Origin of the sequence: Rhodoferax potami (genome assembly GCF_032193765.1) — a bacterium.
Classification (GTDB): Bacteria; Pseudomonadota; Gammaproteobacteria; order Burkholderiales; family Burkholderiaceae_C; genus Allorhodoferax; species Allorhodoferax potami.
On the sequence record NZ_JAVBIJ010000001.1, the window covers coordinates 744,639 to 761,399 of the forward strand.

The 16,761-nt window shown below is 62.3% G+C and carries 16 protein-coding genes; 8 read left to right on the forward strand and 8 right to left on the reverse strand.

The features are described from left to right. Positions 1-37: 37 nt before the first annotated feature. On the forward strand, positions 38-682 hold the full coding sequence (locus RAE21_RS03585; RefSeq protein WP_313880180.1) for an NAD(P)-dependent oxidoreductase: 645 nt from the start codon (positions 38-40) through the stop codon (positions 680-682). 47 nt (positions 683-729) lie between these two features. On the opposite strand, the gene RAE21_RS03590 is transcribed toward RAE21_RS03585, so the two are convergent. Beyond that, positions 730-1,401, reverse strand: coding sequence for a cation efflux transmembrane domain-containing protein (locus tag RAE21_RS03590; RefSeq protein ID WP_313880181.1), 672 nt, complete (start codon positions 1,399-1,401; stop codon positions 730-732). Positions 1,402-1,490: 89 nt separating this feature from the next. On the opposite strand from RAE21_RS03590, the gene cadR reads away from it, so the two are divergent. The 3 genes from cadR to RAE21_RS03605 are packed head-to-tail and all read left to right on the forward strand — an operon-like array spanning position 1,491 to position 3,352. Then, positions 1,491-1,952: a Cd(II)/Pb(II)-responsive transcriptional regulator gene (gene cadR / locus RAE21_RS03595; protein WP_313880182.1), complete on the forward strand. Its 462-nt coding sequence runs from the start codon at positions 1,491-1,493 to the stop codon at positions 1,950-1,952. A gap of 51 nt (positions 1,953-2,003) precedes the next feature. After that, complete coding sequence (locus RAE21_RS03600; RefSeq protein ID WP_313880183.1) at positions 2,004-3,215, forward strand: FAD-dependent monooxygenase; 1,212 nt, start codon at positions 2,004-2,006, stop codon at positions 3,213-3,215. Further along, a complete protein-coding gene (locus tag RAE21_RS03605) occupies positions 3,212-3,352 on the forward strand; it encodes a hypothetical protein (RefSeq protein WP_313880184.1) in 141 nt (46 codons plus the stop codon). The genes RAE21_RS03600 and RAE21_RS03605 overlap by 4 nt, the downstream gene beginning before the upstream one ends. Here the strand turns inward: RAE21_RS03605 and RAE21_RS03610 are convergent. From RAE21_RS03610 to hutC, 6 genes are read right to left on the reverse strand one after another with little or no spacing between them, the layout of a single operon-like run. Beyond that, positions 3,349-4,977: a methyl-accepting chemotaxis protein gene (locus tag RAE21_RS03610; protein ID WP_313880185.1), complete on the reverse strand. Its 1,629-nt coding sequence runs from the start codon at positions 4,975-4,977 to the stop codon at positions 3,349-3,351. The genes RAE21_RS03605 and RAE21_RS03610 overlap by 4 nt on opposite strands. Positions 4,978-5,035: 58 nt before the next feature. Beyond that, positions 5,036-6,412: a formimidoylglutamate deiminase gene (locus RAE21_RS03615; protein ID WP_313880186.1), complete on the reverse strand. Its 1,377-nt coding sequence runs from the start codon at positions 6,410-6,412 to the stop codon at positions 5,036-5,038. After that, positions 6,409-7,230, reverse strand: a complete 822-nt coding sequence (gene hutG, locus RAE21_RS03620) for an N-formylglutamate deformylase (RefSeq protein ID WP_313880187.1) — start codon at positions 7,228-7,230, stop codon at positions 6,409-6,411. The genes RAE21_RS03615 and hutG overlap by 4 nt, the downstream gene beginning before the upstream one ends. After that, positions 7,227-8,456: an imidazolonepropionase gene (gene hutI / locus RAE21_RS03625; protein ID WP_313880188.1), complete on the reverse strand. Its 1,230-nt coding sequence runs from the start codon at positions 8,454-8,456 to the stop codon at positions 7,227-7,229. Before hutI ends, hutG begins: the two co-directional genes overlap by 4 nt. Further along, complete coding sequence (locus RAE21_RS03630) at positions 8,453-9,049, reverse strand: HutD/Ves family protein (RefSeq protein ID WP_313880189.1); 597 nt, start codon at positions 9,047-9,049, stop codon at positions 8,453-8,455. The genes hutI and RAE21_RS03630 overlap by 4 nt, the downstream gene beginning before the upstream one ends. Then, positions 9,046-9,774 carry a histidine utilization transcriptional repressor HutC gene (gene hutC / locus RAE21_RS03635; protein ID WP_313880190.1) on the reverse strand — a complete coding sequence of 243 codons (729 nt, stop codon included), beginning with the start codon at positions 9,772-9,774 and terminating at the stop codon, positions 9,046-9,048. The genes RAE21_RS03630 and hutC overlap by 4 nt, the downstream gene beginning before the upstream one ends. A gap of 79 nt (positions 9,775-9,853) precedes the next feature. Here hutC and hutU point away from each other — a divergent pair, with 79 nt between their 5' ends. Together hutU and hutH are read left to right on the forward strand one after the other, a co-directional pair. Further along, positions 9,854-11,539, forward strand: a complete 1,686-nt coding sequence (hutU, locus tag RAE21_RS03640; RefSeq protein ID WP_313880191.1) for a urocanate hydratase — start codon at positions 9,854-9,856, stop codon at positions 11,537-11,539. A gap of 111 nt (positions 11,540-11,650) precedes the next feature. Then, positions 11,651-13,198 (forward strand): histidine ammonia-lyase, encoded by a 1,548-nt coding sequence (gene hutH / locus RAE21_RS03645; RefSeq protein WP_313880192.1) that lies wholly within the window; start codon positions 11,651-11,653, stop codon positions 13,196-13,198. A gap of 40 nt (positions 13,199-13,238) precedes the next feature. On the opposite strand, the gene RAE21_RS03650 is transcribed toward hutH, so the two are convergent. Then, the gene (locus RAE21_RS03650) at positions 13,239-13,661 is read right to left on the reverse strand and encodes a MarR family winged helix-turn-helix transcriptional regulator (RefSeq protein WP_313880193.1); all 423 of its coding nucleotides are present in this window, start codon (positions 13,659-13,661) and stop codon (positions 13,239-13,241) included. 132 nt (positions 13,662-13,793) lie between these two features. Here RAE21_RS03650 and RAE21_RS03655 point away from each other — a divergent pair, with 132 nt between their 5' ends. Beyond that, positions 13,794-15,701: an FAD-dependent monooxygenase gene (locus RAE21_RS03655; RefSeq protein WP_313880194.1), complete on the forward strand. Its 1,908-nt coding sequence runs from the start codon at positions 13,794-13,796 to the stop codon at positions 15,699-15,701. Between the two features lie 79 nt (positions 15,702-15,780). Next, positions 15,781-16,761, forward strand: coding sequence for a helix-turn-helix domain-containing protein (locus tag RAE21_RS03660; protein WP_313880195.1), 981 nt, complete (start codon positions 15,781-15,783; stop codon positions 16,759-16,761).

Consider the following 16,761-nt stretch of genomic DNA (forward strand, 5'->3'; position numbering starts at 1 on the left):
CACGCCATTGCTTAACCACCTTGAAACAGGAGTTTTTATGAAGATTGCATTGATTGGCGCCACGGGTTTTGTTGGCACCCCTTTGTTGGCCGAGTTGCTGAGTCGTGGTCACCACGTCACCGTGCTGGCCCGCAATCCCGGCAAGTTGCCGGCCCAACCCGGTTTGACTGTGGTGGCTGCCGACGCATTGGATGCTGCCCAAGTCGCCCAGGCCGCTGCCGGCCATGACGCGGTGGTCAGCGCTTACAACCCCGGCTGGACCGAGCCGCGCATCGGCGAAATCTTTTTGCAAGCCACCCGCGCCATTTTTGATGGCGTCAAGCAGTCCAGCGTGAAGCGCTTTTTGATGGTGGGCGGCGCGGGTAGCCTGTATGTGGCGCCCGGCGTGCAGCTGGTGGATACCCCTGAGTTCCCCGCCGAGATCAAAGTGGCGGCCTCTGCCGCCCGCGACGCGTTGAATCTGATCCAACAGGAATCTGCGCTGGATTGGTCTTTCGTGTCGCCCCCCATCTTGCTGAACCCCGGCGTGCGCACTGGCCAATACCGCGTGGGTGCCGATGAGCCCCTGTGGGCTGAAGGCGGAGCGCCCGGCAGCATTTCCGTGGACGACCTGGCGGTGGCCATCGTGGACGAGCTCGAAACGCCTAAGCACATTCAAAAGCGTTTTACGGTCGCCAACTAAGGCGATGCAAGGGCGGCACATTTGCCGCGCAAGGCCGCCCTTGATATTCAGTGCGAGTGACCGTGGTGGTTGTCGCCACAGCTCGTTGCGGCAGCCGCCGGTTGACCCGTAAGTTCTTGCCGGGCCTGGCGCATCACCTGCCAGCCACCGTGCAGGGCCAGCGCAGCCATGCCGGAGGCCACGATTAAGTCCGGCCAGCCGCTGCCGGTACCGAGTACCCCTGCCGCAGCCAGCATGACCAGCACATTGCCGATGGCGTCATTGCGGGAGCACAGCCACACGCTGCGCATATTGGCGTCGCCTTCGCGAAAGGCATAGAGCATCCAGGCCACCGCTACGTTGGCCACCAGTGCCAGCAGGCCGATCACCCCCATGGTGGTGGCATCGGGCACGGTGCCGGTGTACAGGCTCCAGATTGCGCGGCCCAATATCAGGGCGCCAAAGCCCATCATGCACAGCGCCTTGACCACGGCCGCGCGTGCACGCCAGGCTAGGGCGGCAGACAGCACTGCGAGTGATACGCCGTAGTTCAGCGCGTCGCCCGCAAAGTCAATCGAGTCTGCCAAAAGGGACAGCGAGCCTGAGTGCCAGCCGCTGAACAGCTCCACGCCGAACATGGCGGCGTTGATCCACAAGGCCACCCACAAGACCCGGCGGTAGCGGGGCAGGTTGAGAATGCTGCCGGCAGCAGGGGTGTGGTGTTCGCAAGCGTGAGACATGGTGTTTCCTTTCAATGTTGTTATTGGAAACCCTGTAGCCACTTCAGGGTCAAGCGCTACACTGCAACAAAGTTATTACGAGGCGCACCATGAAAATCGGCGATCTGGCCAAGGCCACCTCCACCCCGGTGGAAACCATCCGCTACTACGAGCGCGAGGGTTTGCTGCCCGCTGCTGCCCGCACCGATGCCAACTACCGCCATTACTCCGACGCCCACACCCAGCGGCTGCAGTTTGTGCGCCACTGCCGAAGCTTGGACATGAGCCTCGACGAGATCCGCGCGCTGCTGGCTTTTCAAGATGCGCCGGGCGATAACTGCGCCAGCGTCAACGCCTTGCTGGACGCCCACATCGGCCATGTGGCCCAGCGTATCCGCGAACTGCGGGCGCTGGAAAAGCAGCTCAAGGCGTTGCGGGCCCAGTGCATCGGGGTTCTGGACACTGCGCACTGTGGGATTTTGGAAGGGCTCGCGGTGCAGTCGGCAGGCGCTCCACCCTCGGGGCATCTGCATGGCACCCATCGCAAGGTGCCGGCGCGAAGTGAGGGGTAATTTGCGCTGGCGCAGTCTTGGTGCATGGGCCGCACGGCAGAATTCAGGCCTATGAAGCACAACATGGTGATCGTGGGGGGAGGCATAGGCGGCTTGGCTGTGGCATTGGCGTGCAGCCGGCAAGGCGTTTTCTCAGGGCAGGGGCAGGGAGGGCTGCGGCTGCTTGAGCAGGCCCCAGCGTTTGGCGAAGTCGGGGCTGGTGTGCAGCTGGGGCCGAATGTCACCCGCGTGTTGCATGGCTGGGGCTTGCAACAAGAGCTGTCTCAGGTGGCTGTTTTCCCGGAGCGGCTGGAGGTGCGTAGCGCCATGAGCGCCCGCTTGTTGGGTACCCTGCCGCTGGGGACTCAGGCGTTGGCACGTTATGGCGCCCCTTATGCCACCATCGCCCGGCAGGATTTGCATGGTTTGTTGCGCGAGGCGGTTGTGCGCACCGGTGCGGTTGATATTGCGCTCAACACCCGGGTTGCCAGCCTGGCTCGCCATGAAGAGCAGGTGCGCTTGATTACTCAGGAGGGTCAGGAGCTGGAGGCCGGTTGTGTGGTGGGGGCCGATGGTGTGTGGAGCGCGCTGCGCCGCCAACTGATGGGGGATGGTGCACCGCGTGTCACGGGGCATTTGGCGTTCCGGGCGATGGTGTTGCAAAGTTCGCTGCCCCCGGCGATCCGCTCCCAGGTTGTTACCGCGTGGATGGGGCCGCAATTCCACGCCGTCCAATATCCGGTCCGTGGGGGTGAGTGGCTGAATGTGGTGGTGATCGTGCACGGTGCGTTGGCTGGCGACCCCACGGCATGGGATCACACCGCCAATGCCGGCGAACTGCGGGTGCGTTTGGCCAACGCAGGTGGCCCGCTGCTGGATCTGGTGCACGCGATTGATGACTGGCGCTTGTGGGCGCTCAGTGACCGCCTTCCGATGCGCAGTGCCCGTGAGATGGCGCTCGGCCGCTGTGCTTTGCTGGGGGATGCAGCCCATCCGATGCGCCCCTACCTCGCCCAAGGCGCCGGAATGGCGATTGAAGACGCCCAGCAGCTCGCCGCATCGTTACAAGCTCTGCTGGGTGATACACCGGGTGCACTGGCGCACTATGCTGCGGCGCGCTGGCAGCGTAACGCGCGGGTGCAAGCGCGGGCCATACGCAATGGGCAGGTTTTTCACCTCACGGGGCCTATGCGCATGGCGCGCGATGCGGCGATGGGTTTGTTGGGTGAAAAACTCCTGGATTTGCCGTGGCTGTACGGCTACACGTTAGCATCCCGGCCATGAAAACGAGCTTTATCTTTATCGCCATTCTGGTGCTGAGCATTGCCGGCGCACTGTCGAGCAGCCGCGCTGTTAAAACGGGCATGCTCGCGGTGTGCGGCGCTTTGTCCCTCTATGGGATGCTGCGTTTCCTGGGCTAGTACTGCAGTGCCAGCATGCCGGGGCTTGCGGCATGGCCGATGGACAGGCTCCGTGCGTCGAGCGGGTTGAGCTTGAAGCGGGCGACGACTTGCACCAAATCGCGGGATTGGCTGCTCAGGCTGCTGGCAGCGGCGGCCATTTCTTCAACCAAGGCGGCATTCTGTTGCGTGACCTGGTCCATTTGCTGAATCGCCACATCAATTTGGGCAACTCCGTCACTTTGCTCGCGGCTGGCCATCGAAATCTCGGTAATCACGGTGTTGAGGCCACTGATGCTGCTGACCACCTCAGACATGATGGTGCCCGCGCGCTCGGCCTGAACCCCGCCTTGCTCGATACGCTGCACGTTGTCGCCAATGAGCTTTTTGATTTCTTTGGCCGCTTCTGCTGACCTGCTGGCCAAGGTGCGCACCTCGCTGGCCACCACCGCAAAGCCCCGACCTTGTTCGCCCGCCCGGGCCGCTTCAACCGCAGCATTGAGCGCGAGGATGTTGGTCTGGAAGGCAATGCCGTCAATGATGCTGGTGATGTCTGAAATCCGCTTGGAGCTGTCACTGATGCCGCGCATGGTGCTGACCACATCGGTCACCGTGCTGCCGCCCTGCGAGGCAATTTGAGAGGCATCTGCCACCAGTTGTCTGGCTTGTTGGGAGTTATCGGCGTTCTGGCGGATGGAGGAATTCACCTCTTCCATGCTTGCCGATGTTTGCTCCAAGGCGCTGGCCTGGTTCTCGGTGCGGCCAGACAAGTCGTGGTTACCAGTGGCGATCTCCGCACTCGCGTTGGAGACGGTTTCGGCACTGTGACGCACTGCAGCCACGATGCCGGACAGCTCCAGCCGCATCGCTTCCAGCGCCTGTACGAGTTGTGCGATTTCGTCTTTGCCCTCTGCTACGAGTGCGGTGCTCAGGTCGCCATGGGCAAAGGATTTAGCTGCCGTACGGGCAGTGAGCAGGGGGCGTGTGATAGAGCGGGTGGTGCTCACACCCATCGTGATGGCGATGGTCAAGCCCAGAAGAGTGAGCACGATCAAGGTGTTGCGCAGCACTACAAAATCATGGGCCGCCTCGACCACATTGGCCTGGCCCGCAGCCTCGGTGAGTTTGCCGAATGCGTGGAGGTCAGCCAGCAGCTGGTCTAGCAAGGGACGGCATTTGGCGTTGATGCCTGCAATCGCCTCTTCACGTTTGCCGGCCACGCCCAATGCGGTGATCTCCAGCGCGACTGGGCCGTATACCGCCTCGGTTTTCTTCACGGCTTCAAAGGTACGGGCGAGTTCACTGCCCTTGAAGTTGTCTTGGGCGAGCATGCTGTCAATGTCCGCAATATGCTTTTGGACGTCTGCATGCGCCTTCTCAATCGCCGCCTTGTCACGCTCAATACCGGCTTGCGGCGTGCTGATCACCAGGTTGCGCGCACCTACTGCGCGGGCATTGGTCGCATCGAGGGTTTGGTTGCTGAGCTGGGTGAGCTTGTTGAGCTGGAATACCTGTCGCTCGAAGTCTGACTTGGCATTGGAGAGGGCAATCAGGCCCTCTACTGCAATCAAGACCACGATGAGGGTCATGACCGCGTAACCGAAACTTAGCCGCGCTTTGACGCTCCACCGGTTCAAAAAACCCATGTTGACTCCTACGTTAGATTTGCTGAAGCTCCCGACCCAACGAAGTCACTGATTATTGTTATCTCAACAGCTCCAGCATAGTGGATTTGAAGTTTTCTGCAATCACTGATTGTTCATGGTGCACGCCACGGCTGACCTGCCGCTTACCCGCCACATAGACCTCATCGATTGCCGCGTGATTGCAGGCAAACACCAAGGCATCCAGCGTGTGTGTGTGCGGAATACCCAGCAAGCCCGGGGTTTTCATATTAAGCACGACCATGTCTGCTCTTGCACCTGGCTGCAGGCCCCATTGCTTGAAGCCTGCTGCTGCTGCGCCGCTGCTGATCGCCTGGTTCAACAAGCGTGCGGCTGTGGAGGGCTGATGCCCGGGGAGGGCGGCTACGTTGCGCTGTTGCAGGCGCAGGCGTTGGCCGTATTCGAGCCAGCGCAATTCCTCCGCCCATTGGCGGCTCACATGGCTGTCTGAGCCCACTGCCATGGGCACCCCGGCTGAGAGCCACGCGGGCAGATCGGCAAAGCCATCGCCGAGGTTGCCCTCGGTGCTGGGGCAAATCACAATGCCTGCGCCAGTGCGGGCTACCGCATCGATTTCGGCTTGCTCGGTGTGGGTGGCGTGTACCAGTTGCCAGCGGGCATCCATTTTTTGGTGCTCCGCCAGCCAGGCGATGGGGCGCAAACCGGTGGCCGACACACAGTCGCGCACCTCTTGCATTTGCTCCGCAACATGGATGTGGATGGGCACATCTGCATCACCGACCTGGGCCAACAGTGCCGCGATGGATTCGGCCGATGCCGCGCGCAGCGAGTGAATGGAAACCCCTGCATTCACCAGCGGGCGCCCCGCCGCCTGCACTTTGCGATGAAGGCGTGCGATGAACTCGGGGGTGCCGGCAAAGCGGCGCTGGTCAGGCCGTAGTGCGGGTTGTGCAAAGCCGGCGCGTTCGTACAGCACGGGCAATACGGTGAGGCCCATGCCCGCATCGTGGGCTGCATCGGCCACCGCCCACGCCATAGTGGCCTCGTCGGCATAGGGTTGGCCGTTTTCTTGGTGGTGCAGGTAATGAAACTCACACACCTGCGTGTAGCCGCCTTGCAGCAGCTCTACATAGAGCTGAGCCGCCACGGCGCGCAGCTGGGCCGGGGTGATGCGCAGGGCCACACCGTACATGCGGTCACGCCAGGACCAGAAGTCATCCGCCGCGGATTCGCGCCGCTCGGCGAGCCCGGCAAATGCGCGCTGGAAAGCGTGGCTGTGTGCATTGACCATACCCGGCAACACCGGGCCCCTGAGCACGGTGGCGTGGGCCGGTGGCGGAGTGATGCCGGCGGTGATGGCTGCCCAGTGGCCGCGTGCATCAACTTCCAGGCAAACTTCGTTTTCCCAGCGGCCATTCACCCAAGCCTGCGGCGCCCAAAATACGTGCTCGCTCATGCGGGCCTCCAGTCGGTCATGGTGCGCACCAGCGCTTTCAAAACGGGTAGTACCCGGGCGGCGCGATCAGGTACCAGGGTGTAGGGCGGCTCCTCAGCCATGTAGCAGCGCCAGCACATTTCCAGCTGGATGGCGTGCACCTGTTCTGCGGGGCGGCCGTAGTTGCGGGTGATGTAGCCGCCTTTGAAGCGGCCATCCACCACCTGCGTGAACTCTGATTGGCCTTGCAATACTTTTGATAGCAGCTCGCGCAAATCTGGTGAGGCGCTACTGCCATTCACGGTGCCAAGGTTCAGGTCCGGCAGGCGGCCTTCAAACAGCCAGGGCAGCACTGAGCAAATGCTGTGCGCATCAAACAGCACCGCATGGCCATGCAGCGTGCGTAGGCGCTGCAGCTCGCCGCTTAGCGCGTCGTGATAAGGGCTCCAATAGTCCGTCACGCGCTGGGCGACTTCGGATTCGGTGGGCTCTTGACCCGACAGGTACAGCGGCTCTCCATTAAAGAAGCGGGTGGGGCACAGCTCGGTGTTATTCACGCCGAGGTACATGGGCGCGTTTTCGGGCGGACGGTTCAGGTCCACCACATAGCGTGCATGGCGCGGGACGAGGGTGCCAGCACCCATGTCCCGCACAAAGGCGTAAAGGGCCTCGAGGTGCCAGTCGGTGTCTTCTACCGCATGAGCGCGGGGCACCAGGCGGCTGCGAATGGCGTCGGGAATCTCGGTACCCACATGTGGAAAACTCACCAGCAGCGGGCTGCTGCCGGGCGTGAGAGTAAAGGTGGGGTGGTGGATAGGTTGGGGGTTAGCTTGTGTCACAGGGTGCGCTCCAGTCCGCCCACGATGGTGCGGCGGCAAGGGTTGTGGCCGAACCAGTAGGCCAGTTCGCGGGGGTGGTCCAGGTTCCACACACAGAAGTCGGCCCGCTGGCCGGCGGCCAGGGTGCCCCGGTCGTGCAGGCCCAGAGCTCGCGCACCGTTCACCGTAGCGCCACGCAGAGCTTCTTCGGGCGTCAGGCGGAACAAGGTGCAGGCCATATTGAGCATGAGCAGCATCGACAAGCCGGGCGAGGTGCCGGGGTTGTGGTCGGTGGCAATCGCCATGGGCACGCCGTGGGCGCGCAGGGCGTCCATCGGCGGGAGCTTGGTTTCACGCAAAAAGTAATAGGCGCCGGGCAGAAGCACACCCACCGTGCCGGCCGCTTGCATGGCGCGTATGCCGTCAACGCTGAGGTGCTCCAGGTGGTCGCAGGACAGGGCACCGAACTCGGCCGCCAGTGCCGCGCCGCCCTGGTCACTGAGCTGCTCGGCATGCAGTTTGACGGGCAGGCCCAAGGCGCGAGCCGCCTCAAACACGCGGCGCGTTTGGGCGGGGGTGAAGCCTATGGTTTCGCAAAACGCGTCCACCGCATCGACCAGCCCTCGGGAATACAGCTCGGGCATCCAGGCGCAAACGGCATCCACATAGTCGTCGCTGCGGCCGGCAAATTCGGAGGGCACAGCGTGGGCGCCCAGGTAGGTGGTGCGCACGCTCAAGGGCAGGCGCTCGCCCAAGGTGCGCGCAACGCGCAGGCAGCGGGCTTCGTCCTCCAGACTCAGGCCGTAGCCGGACTTGATCTCAATCGTGGTGACCCCCTCGGCCATCAGGCTGCGCGCGCGGCGGGTGGCGTTTGCCAGCAAGGTGGCCTCGCTGGCGGCACGGGTGGCGGCCACGCTGGAGCGTATGCCGCCGCCGGCCTGCGCAATCTGCTCGTAGCTGGCGCCTTGCAAGCGCATCTCGAACTCGGCTGCGCGGTCGCCGCCGTAAACCAAGTGGGTGTGGCAGTCCACCAGGCCAGGAGTGACCAAGGCACCATCCAAATCTACCTCTTGCGTGATGCTTTGCTTGTGTTCGGCAGGCAAGTCAGATTGCGGGCCGCACCAGACGATGTGTTCCCCACGGGTCAGCAGTGCGCCGTCTTCCTGCCACCCCCAGGGTGCGCGGCCATGCAGGCTGGCGATGCGGGCGTGGTGCCAAAGTGTGGTGCCGGTGTGGGTAAGGCTCATGGTGTGGCTCCATCCGATATGTGTGGGGTAAAGCCCAGCCAGTAGGCCGGTGCGCCGTGCGTGGACTTTGTGCTGGCGTCTGGCGTAAACGTCCACGGGGCGGTGTCGGGCGACTCGTCCCACAGCAGGGTGTGGGCGCTAATTTGCACTTGGCGTGCGCCGTTGCTCCATGTGCCGGCGCCGGTGCTGTACAGGCCGCGCATAGCTAGCAGGCTATGCCAAGGTTGCCCCTCAATGACTCCCTGCATGTAGCCTCGGCCTTGCCGCGTCATCAGGTTCAGGTCTTGGGTGGGGCCGTCCAGCAGGCGGCAGTCGGGTGCAGCGGCACCGTCAAATTCCAGCGGCGCATCGCCGGCACGCAAAGTCTGCGGCACGGGTAGCGCCAACGCAACTCCTGGGCCCTCCAAAACGGCGAACCAGCGTTGCACACCGGGGAAGGGAGAGAAAGGGCCATCAGCTGCAATGTCGGCACGGCTGATACGCAGTTGCCAGTCGGCCTCGGGCGGCCACACCAGCAGCTCGCGGGTCTGGCCGCCACCGTTGCGCCAGGGTTGGGGTGCGCATTCCTGTGCGTGGATGAGGCGCAGCGTCATGGCTTGAACTGGCCTTGAATCTGGTAGCGGGTGCCTGGGTGCACCAGGCGCGCCAAGGTGATGGGTACATCGCGGTTCATGGTGCGACGAACGATGATGAGGCAGGGGTCCTGCGGGGTGATGCCCAGCAACTCCGCTTCTTGCGGGCTGGGTGGGCCGGCCTCAATGGAGTACTGCGCCTCCCACAAGGGGGCGACTTCCAGCAAGTAGTGGGTGGGCGTGGTCTGGCTGAAGTCCACACCCAAATAGTCGGGCGCGCAGGCGGGGTTCACATAGCGGTCTTCGCACTGCAGCGGCACGCCGTTCTCAGAGTGCACGATCAGGGTGTGGAACACCGGCCCCCCCAGCGGCAGGCCCAGTTGCTGGGCCAAGCCCTCCACCGCCAGCTCCTCGCGTGACAGCACGACCCGTGCCTGGTGCTGGTGGCCACGGGCGGCAATTTCTTCATGCAAGTCTTTGATGGTGAGGGTGGACGACACCCGCGCCAGGTGCGCCGCAAAGGTGCCCACGCCTTGTACCCGGGTCACAAAGCCTTCGGCTTGCAACTCGCGGATGGCGCGGCCCACCGTCATGCGGCTGACCTTGAACTGCTGCACCAGCTCGGACTCGGAGGGCATCTGGCTGCCCGGCGTCCAGCGGCCTTGAGACAGGCCTTCCATCAAATAGTTTTTGACGTGGGTGTAGGGCGCTGAGGCGCCTGAAGGAGTGGAGTTGGTAGAAACCATCAGCAAATTGTAGTTGCATAGGCATGTCTAGACAAGTAGACTCCGCGACATTGAATTTTTGTTGAAAGCGAGTTCGACCATGTCTGCACCCTCCCAAGCCCGGCCTGTGCGCGCGCCCCACGGCACCACCCTGCATTGCAAGAACTGGCTCACCGAAGCCGCCTACCGCATGCTGCAAAACAACCTGGATCCTGAGGTGGCAGAAGACCCGGATGCGCTGGTGGTCTACGGCGGTATCGGAAAAGCGGCACGTAACTGGGAATGCTTTGATGCCATCCTGGAGAGCCTGCGCAACTTGAATGAAGACGAAACCCTGCTGGTGCAAAGCGGCAAGCCGGTGGGCGTGTTCCGCAGTCATGCGGATGCGCCGCGTGTGTTGATTGCCAACTCCAACCTGGTGCCCAAGTGGGCGACCTGGGAGCACTTTCACGAACTGGATAAAAAGGGCCTGATGATGTACGGCCAGATGACAGCCGGCAGCTGGATTTACATCGGCAGTCAGGGCATCGTGCAAGGCACTTATGAGACGTTTGTGGAAGCCGGCAAGCAGCACTTTGGTGGCAATCTGCAGGGCAAATGGATTTTGACGGCCGGTCTGGGCGGCATGGGCGGTGCGCAGCCGCTGGCGGCCAGCTTTGCCGGGGCCTCGTCCCTCAACATCGAGTGCCAGCAAAGCCGCATCGACTTCCGCCTCAAGACCCGCTATGTGGACGAGCAAGCCACCGATCTGGACGACGCGCTGCAACGCATGGCCCGCTATGCGGCTGAAGGCAAGGCCGTGTCGGTAGCCCTGCTGGGCAATGCCGCCGAGCTGCTGCCCGAGATGGTGCGCCGCGCACGCGCCGGCGGCACGCGCCCCGATATGGTCACCGATCAGACCTCCGCACACGACCTGGTGCACGGCTACCTGCCACCCGGTTGGTCTGTAGAGCAGTGGCGCGCCGCGCAGGCGGACGACACCCAACACGCCGCATTGCGTCAAGCGGCTGCACAGGGCTGCGCGGTGCACGTGCAGGCCATGCTGGACTTCCAGGCCATGGGCATTCCCACCGTGGACTACGGCAACAACATCCGCCAGGTGGCGCTGGACCAGGGCGTTAAGAACGCCTTTGACTTCCCCGGCTTTGTGCCTGCCTATGTGCGCCCCTTGTTCTGCCGCGGCAAGGGCCCGTTCCGCTGGGTGGCCTTGAGTGGCGACCCGGAAGACATCCGCAAAACGGACGCGAAGATGAAAGAGTTGTTCCCCGAAGACGCGCACCTGCACCGTTGGCTGGACATGGCGGGCGAGCGCATTGCCTTCCAGGGCCTGCCTGCACGCATCTGCTGGATCGGCTTGGGCGAGCGCCACCGCGCCGGCTTGGCCTTTAACGAGATGGTGAAAAACGGTGAACTCAAAGCCCCCATCGTCATCGGCCGCGACCACCTGGATAGCGGCTCGGTCGCATCACCCAACCGCGAGACCGAAAGCATGCAAGACGGCTCGGACGCAGTGAGCGACTGGCCTTTGTTGAATGCTTTGCTCAACACCGCCGGCGGCGCCACCTGGGTCAGCTTGCACCATGGCGGTGGCGTGGGCATGGGCTACAGCCAACATAGCGGCGTGGTCATTGTGGCCGACGGCACAGACGCAGCTGCCAAACGCCTGGAGCGCGTGCTTTGGAACGACCCCGGCACCGGCGTGATGCGCCATGCAGATGCCGGGTATGAGATTGCAAAGCAATGCGCACGCGAGCAAGGTATGAACCTGCCCATGTTGAAAGGTTAAGAAACACCCCTGAGCGCCTTTGGCGCTTCTCCTCAAGGGGACGACACCAGCAGCCCGGCAAAGCCGGTTCTGCGGTGTCCCTGAACAAAGACACTTACTCTGGACATACCAATGACCTCTCTCGTTCTTAACCCCGGCAAGATCACGCTGGACGAACTCGGCCTGATCCACGCCGGCGTGTGCCAGCTGAGCCTCCCCGAATCCGCCCGCGTCAACATCCGCGCCGCCCATGCACTGGTCAAGGCCGCCGCTGATGGCGACGCGCCGGTCTATGGCGTGAACACCGGCTTTGGCAAGTTGGCGAACAAGCGCATCGACAAAGACCAGTTGGACACCCTGCAGCGCAACCTGATCCGCAGCCACAGCGTGGGCGTGGGCGAGCCGCTGGCGGCCCCCATCATGCGGCTGATGATGGCCACCAAGGCCGCCAGTCTGGCGCGCGGCTACTCTGGCTGCCGCGAGGTGGTGGTGGACACCATCCTGGCGGTGCACAACGCAGGCCTGGTGCCTTGCGTGCCCTCGCAAGGCTCGGTGGGCGCTTCGGGCGATTTGGCGCCGCTATCGCACATGACGCTCGCATTGATGGGCGAGGGCGACATGCTGGTGGACGGCAAGCGTGTGCCCGCACTGCAGGCCCTGCAAGCCGCTGGCATTGCGCCGTTGACGCTGGAAGCCAAAGAAGGTCTGGCCCTGATCAACGGCTCACAAACGTCCACCGCGCTGGCCTTGCACGGCTTGCTGGCTTTTGAGCCGGTGTTGGAGGCTGCACTGGTCATTGGCGCACTCACGCTGGACGCTGCCCGTGGCAGCGATGGCCCATTTGACCCGCGCATCCATGCGGTGCGCGGTCAGCCCGGCCAGATCGATGTGGCCCAGTACTACCGTGAACTCCTCAAGGGCAGCGCCATCCGCGCCAGCCACGCCGAGGGCGATGACCGCGTGCAAGACCCGTATTGCCTGCGCTGCCAGCCACAGGTGGTGGGCGCCTGCGTGGACCAATTGCGCCACGCGGCCCGCGTGCTGCTGATTGAAGCGAACGCCGTCACCGACAACCCCCTCGTCTTCCCCGAAGACGGGGCGATGATTTCAGGTGGCAACTTCCATGCCGAACCCGTAGCTCTGGCGGCCGATGGCATGGCTCTGGCCATTGCCGAAGTGGGCGCGATTGCCGAGCGCCGCATTGCCATGTTGATCGACAGCAGCGTGTCGCGCCTGCCGCCTTTCCTGACGGCCGATGCAGGCCTGAACAGTGGCTTCATGATTGCGCACGTGACGGCCGCGGCACTGGCGTCTGAAAACAAATCGCTGGCTCATCCCGCCAGTGTGGACAGCCTGCCCACCAGCGCTAACCAGGAAGACCATGTGTCCATGGCCACGTTTGCGGCACGCCGTTTGCAAAACATGATCCACAACACAGCGCACATCCTCGGCATTGAGTTGCTGGCGGCCGCACAAGGCATCGAATTTTTGCGCCCGCTGACCAGCTCGCCCATTCTGGAAGAGGTGCACGCACTGCTGCGCAAAGACATCGCTGCCCACCATGTGGACCGGTATCTAGCGCCCGATATGGAGCATGCGATGCAACTGGTGCGTGGTGGCCACGTAGCGCGCTTGTTGGCGCCGCTCACCGGACTGCCAAAGTTGTGGACTACGGCTTAAGTCGTTGCCCTTTGCCGAGCCAGTGATCCCGCTAGGGATATCAGCTCAATCCCAGGGCTTTGCTGGCAAGGCGGAGAAATACCTCGCGTTCATCGGGCGCAAGTGGCGCGAGGATATCGGCTTGAAGGGCATCCACCACAGGGCGGCAGGCGGTAAGAAGCTGTTCTCCCTGTGGCGTTAGGCGTAGCCGCCGCGCGCGGCGGTCTTGGGTGCACACCACGCGCTGCACAAGCTCTTTGCGCTCCAAGCGCTCAATCACACCCCCAATCGTGGCGCGGTCGAAACTGATGGCAGTGGCCAAACTGGCCTGGTCAATGTCTGGCTGTTCAGCGATGGCATTGAGCGCTGCAAATTGCACCGAGGTCAGGTCAAAGCCTGCTGCCTGAGTCTGCGCTTGGAAGACCTGAACAGACTGCTGATGCAACCGCCGGATCAAATGGCCGGCGACTTTGCTCACATCCATGTATTTCTCCGTTTTCTTTCGTTGTGTTGAGCTTAAGCGCTCTTGCCACGTCCGTTGACAAAAATAATATGTATAAATATCATATGCATGCATATCATTTTTATGGATGGCATTTGCTTACGAGGAGACAACATGCAGTACCACACCCACGGATTCAATCCCGGCGACCCTAACGTCTTTGCAGCAGCGCCCGGTCATCGGCGAGCCGGTGATCCGCTACCCGAGACCATTGACGTGTTAATCGCCGGTTCCGGACCGGCCGGCCTGTGCCTTGCAGCGCAATTAGCGCGCGAGCCCAGCATCCGGACCATGCTCGTGGAGCCTAAATTTGGACCCATGGAGAAGGGCCAGGCAGATGGCATCAGCGTACGTTCGATGGAAATGTTCCAAGCCTTTGGATTCGCCGAGAAAGTCATGCGGGAGTCGGTGTGGATCAATGAAACGACCTTCTGGGCCGCCGGAGCTGAAAGCTTGCTTGAGCGCGTCGCACGGGTCCAAGACGTGCCTGATGGCATTTCGGAAATGCCACACGTGTTGCTCAACCAGGCTAGGGTGCACGACATGTTTCTGGACCTCATGCGCGATGGCCCGACGAAGCTGGAGCCCGACTATGGCTTAAAGGTCGTGGATCTGGAGATCGACCCCAATGCCAAAGACTACCCTGTCACCGTGACCCTGGAGCACACCGACCTGGCACGCCTAGGGCAGACCACCCAGCTGAGAGCCAACTATGTCATTGGTTGCGATGGTGCACGCTCCAGTGTGCGCAAAGCCATTGGTGGCACCTTGCACGGCGATGCGGCGCACCATGCGTGGGGGGTGATGGATCTTTTGGCCACAACCAATTTTCCGGATTGGCGCATGAAGTCGTTTGTGCGCTCCCAAGATGCGGGCATCCTGATGGTGTTGCCGCGCGAAGGCGGCCATTTGGTTCGCCTGTACGTGGAGCTGGACGCCTTGGGGGAACATGAGCGCGTTGCGGACCGCGGTATGGGCGCGGACGACATCATTGCCAAAGCACAGCGTATTTTTCAGCCTTTCAAACTGGATGTGAAAGACGTCGTCTGGTGGTCCATCTATGAAATCGGACACCGGTTGACCGACAAATTTGATGACGTACCGGCTGACCAGTTGGCGACCCGTACCCCTCGCGTCATGCTGGCGGGCGATGCCTGCCACACCCATAGTCCCAAAGCAGGCCAGGGGATGAACGTCTCTATGGGCGATACCTTTAATCTCGGGTGGAAACTGATTTCGGTACTCACCGGGCGTGCAGACCCGGCCTTGCTCCACAGCTACTCGGGGGAGCGGCGCGCGGCGGCGCAAGGCTTGGTGGAGTTTGACCACAAGTGGGCACGTGTCGTGGGCTCTAAAGCGCCAGATACCGTCACTGACGGTTTGCCTCGTGTGGCGCGTGAGTTTGTGAACAACCTCCCGTTTACTTGTGGCCTGACCGTGCAATATGAACCCGGTCTGCTCACCGGAGCGCAGTTACATCAGCACCTTGCCAAAGGCTTTGAAATCGGCAAACGTTTTCACTCTGCCCCCGTGGTCCGTCTGGCGGATGCCAAACCCATGCACCTGGGCCATTGCGTGGATGCGGATGCGCGGTTCCGGCTATTCATCTTCGCACCCGCCAACGATACCGGCACCCACGGAGGCGCGGTCGATGCTCTGTGCAGCTGGCTGCAAAATGACGCGGCGTCGCCCATATGCCGCTTTACGGCGACCGGTGAAGATATCGATGCCGTGATTGATGTGCGCGCGGTGTTCCAACAGGGTTTCCGCGCATTGGACTACACCGCCATGCCCGCACTGCTGCGCCCCCACGTGGGCCGCTTGGGACTGTGCGACTATGAAAAAGTCTTTTGTGCCGACGCTACCCGGGCCGGAGACATTTTTGACATGCGGCAGATTGACAGGGCAAATGGCTGCATCGTCATTGTTCGCCCCGATCAATACGTAGGCCATATCCTTCCCCTCGATGCCCGGGATGGGTTGAGCGCATATTTCGCCAACATTCTGCGGGCACGCAGTTGAAGGTGCGGCGGACTCGTTCGGCCACAATCCCAGCGAGTTCGTCGTCAAGACGCCCCGGTTTACTTGGAAAGGCTCAGACATGCCCAGCCGTGCCTATATCTCCGTTAACACCTTGAACCCGGCCGAACGGCTGCCCCAATGGCGCCATTTGGTCAGCAAACACCTGGGGCAAAACTTGGGTGAAGAATTGGATCACGACCCCGGCCACTGGGAGCCGGAGGGCGGCTCACCTTTCACTGGGACACTTGAGTACGGCGCCATGGGTGGTGCCCATTTGTGCCGTCTTGTGGCTGCCCCCCACCGTTTTGTCAGGCCAGTAGTGCGGCGCGGCGAGGTTCAGGCCGGTCCCTTGATGCTGGTAATGCAGCAGAAGGCAGTCTCGTTTTTTGAGCAAAACGGGAGAACCGGACAACTCGAACCGGGGGACTGGTGTCTACTGGATACCGGACGGCCCTTCGCGCTCCACAACCCCTCGGGTTGTGACCAGCTTGTGCTCACGCTCCCCAGACCGGACGATGCAACGTTGGTTGACTTGATTGCCCGGGGCAGTGCAAGGCGCTGCGATGGTCGCAGTGGCACCTCGCGATTGGTCCAGACCATACTCGGCGAAGCTTATCGGCAATTTGATCGTGTCCCTTCACACGCGACCATCACGCTGCTGGATGCCATCTCCGGCATGGCGTGGAATGCGCTGCAAGAGTTCAAAGATGACCTTGCACGCGAACAGCACCAAGGGGCACATCTGCTGCGTATCAAAGCGTTTATCGAAAACCATTTGGCGGACCCCGAGCTCTCGCCCGGCACGATTGCACAGGGATGCGCTTGCTCCGTGCGCAGCATCTATCGCGCCTTTTCAGAAGAGCCAGTAGGGTCGGCCATGGATTTCATCTGGCATCGACGGATAGCGGAGTGCGCAAGTGCTTTGCGCAACCCCGGCAACGACAGCCTGTCCATCACCGAGATTGCCTTGGCATGGGGCTTTTCCAGCTCCTCCCATTTCAGCCGGATGTTTAAAAAGAGCGTGGGCGTGTCGCCCAAGCTCTATCGATCCCAACCGTGA

Bases quoted from the DNA above. Each gene is read 5' to 3' on its own strand.
- RAE21_RS03590 (WP_313880181.1), bottom strand. From the start codon at position 1,401: ATGTCTCACGCTTGCGAACACCACACCCCTGCTGCCGGCAGCATTCTC.
- RAE21_RS03655 (WP_313880194.1), top strand. From the start codon at position 13,794: ATGCAGTACCACACCCACGGATTCAATCCCGGCGACCCTAACGTCTTT.
- RAE21_RS03605 (WP_313880184.1), top strand. From the start codon at position 3,212: ATGAAAACGAGCTTTATCTTTATCGCCATTCTGGTGCTGAGCATTGCC.
- RAE21_RS03600 (WP_313880183.1), top strand. From the start codon at position 2,004: ATGAAGCACAACATGGTGATCGTGGGGGGAGGCATAGGCGGCTTGGCT.
- cadR (WP_313880182.1), top strand. From the start codon at position 1,491: ATGAAAATCGGCGATCTGGCCAAGGCCACCTCCACCCCGGTGGAAACC.
- RAE21_RS03650 (WP_313880193.1), bottom strand. From the start codon at position 13,661: ATGGATGTGAGCAAAGTCGCCGGCCATTTGATCCGGCGGTTGCATCAG.
- RAE21_RS03615 (WP_313880186.1), bottom strand. From the start codon at position 6,412: ATGAGCGAGCACGTATTTTGGGCGCCGCAGGCTTGGGTGAATGGCCGC.
- hutU (WP_313880191.1), top strand. From the start codon at position 9,854: ATGTCTGCACCCTCCCAAGCCCGGCCTGTGCGCGCGCCCCACGGCACC.
- RAE21_RS03585 (WP_313880180.1), top strand. From the start codon at position 38: ATGAAGATTGCATTGATTGGCGCCACGGGTTTTGTTGGCACCCCTTTG.
- hutH (WP_313880192.1), top strand. From the start codon at position 11,651: ATGACCTCTCTCGTTCTTAACCCCGGCAAGATCACGCTGGACGAACTC.
- hutI (WP_313880188.1), bottom strand. From the start codon at position 8,456: ATGAGCCTTACCCACACCGGCACCACACTTTGGCACCACGCCCGCATC.
- hutC (WP_313880190.1), bottom strand. From the start codon at position 9,774: ATGGTTTCTACCAACTCCACTCCTTCAGGCGCCTCAGCGCCCTACACC.
- RAE21_RS03610 (WP_313880185.1), bottom strand. From the start codon at position 4,977: ATGGGTTTTTTGAACCGGTGGAGCGTCAAAGCGCGGCTAAGTTTCGGT.
- RAE21_RS03630 (WP_313880189.1), bottom strand. From the start codon at position 9,049: ATGACGCTGCGCCTCATCCACGCACAGGAATGCGCACCCCAACCCTGG.
- RAE21_RS03660 (WP_313880195.1), top strand. From the start codon at position 15,781: ATGCCCAGCCGTGCCTATATCTCCGTTAACACCTTGAACCCGGCCGAA.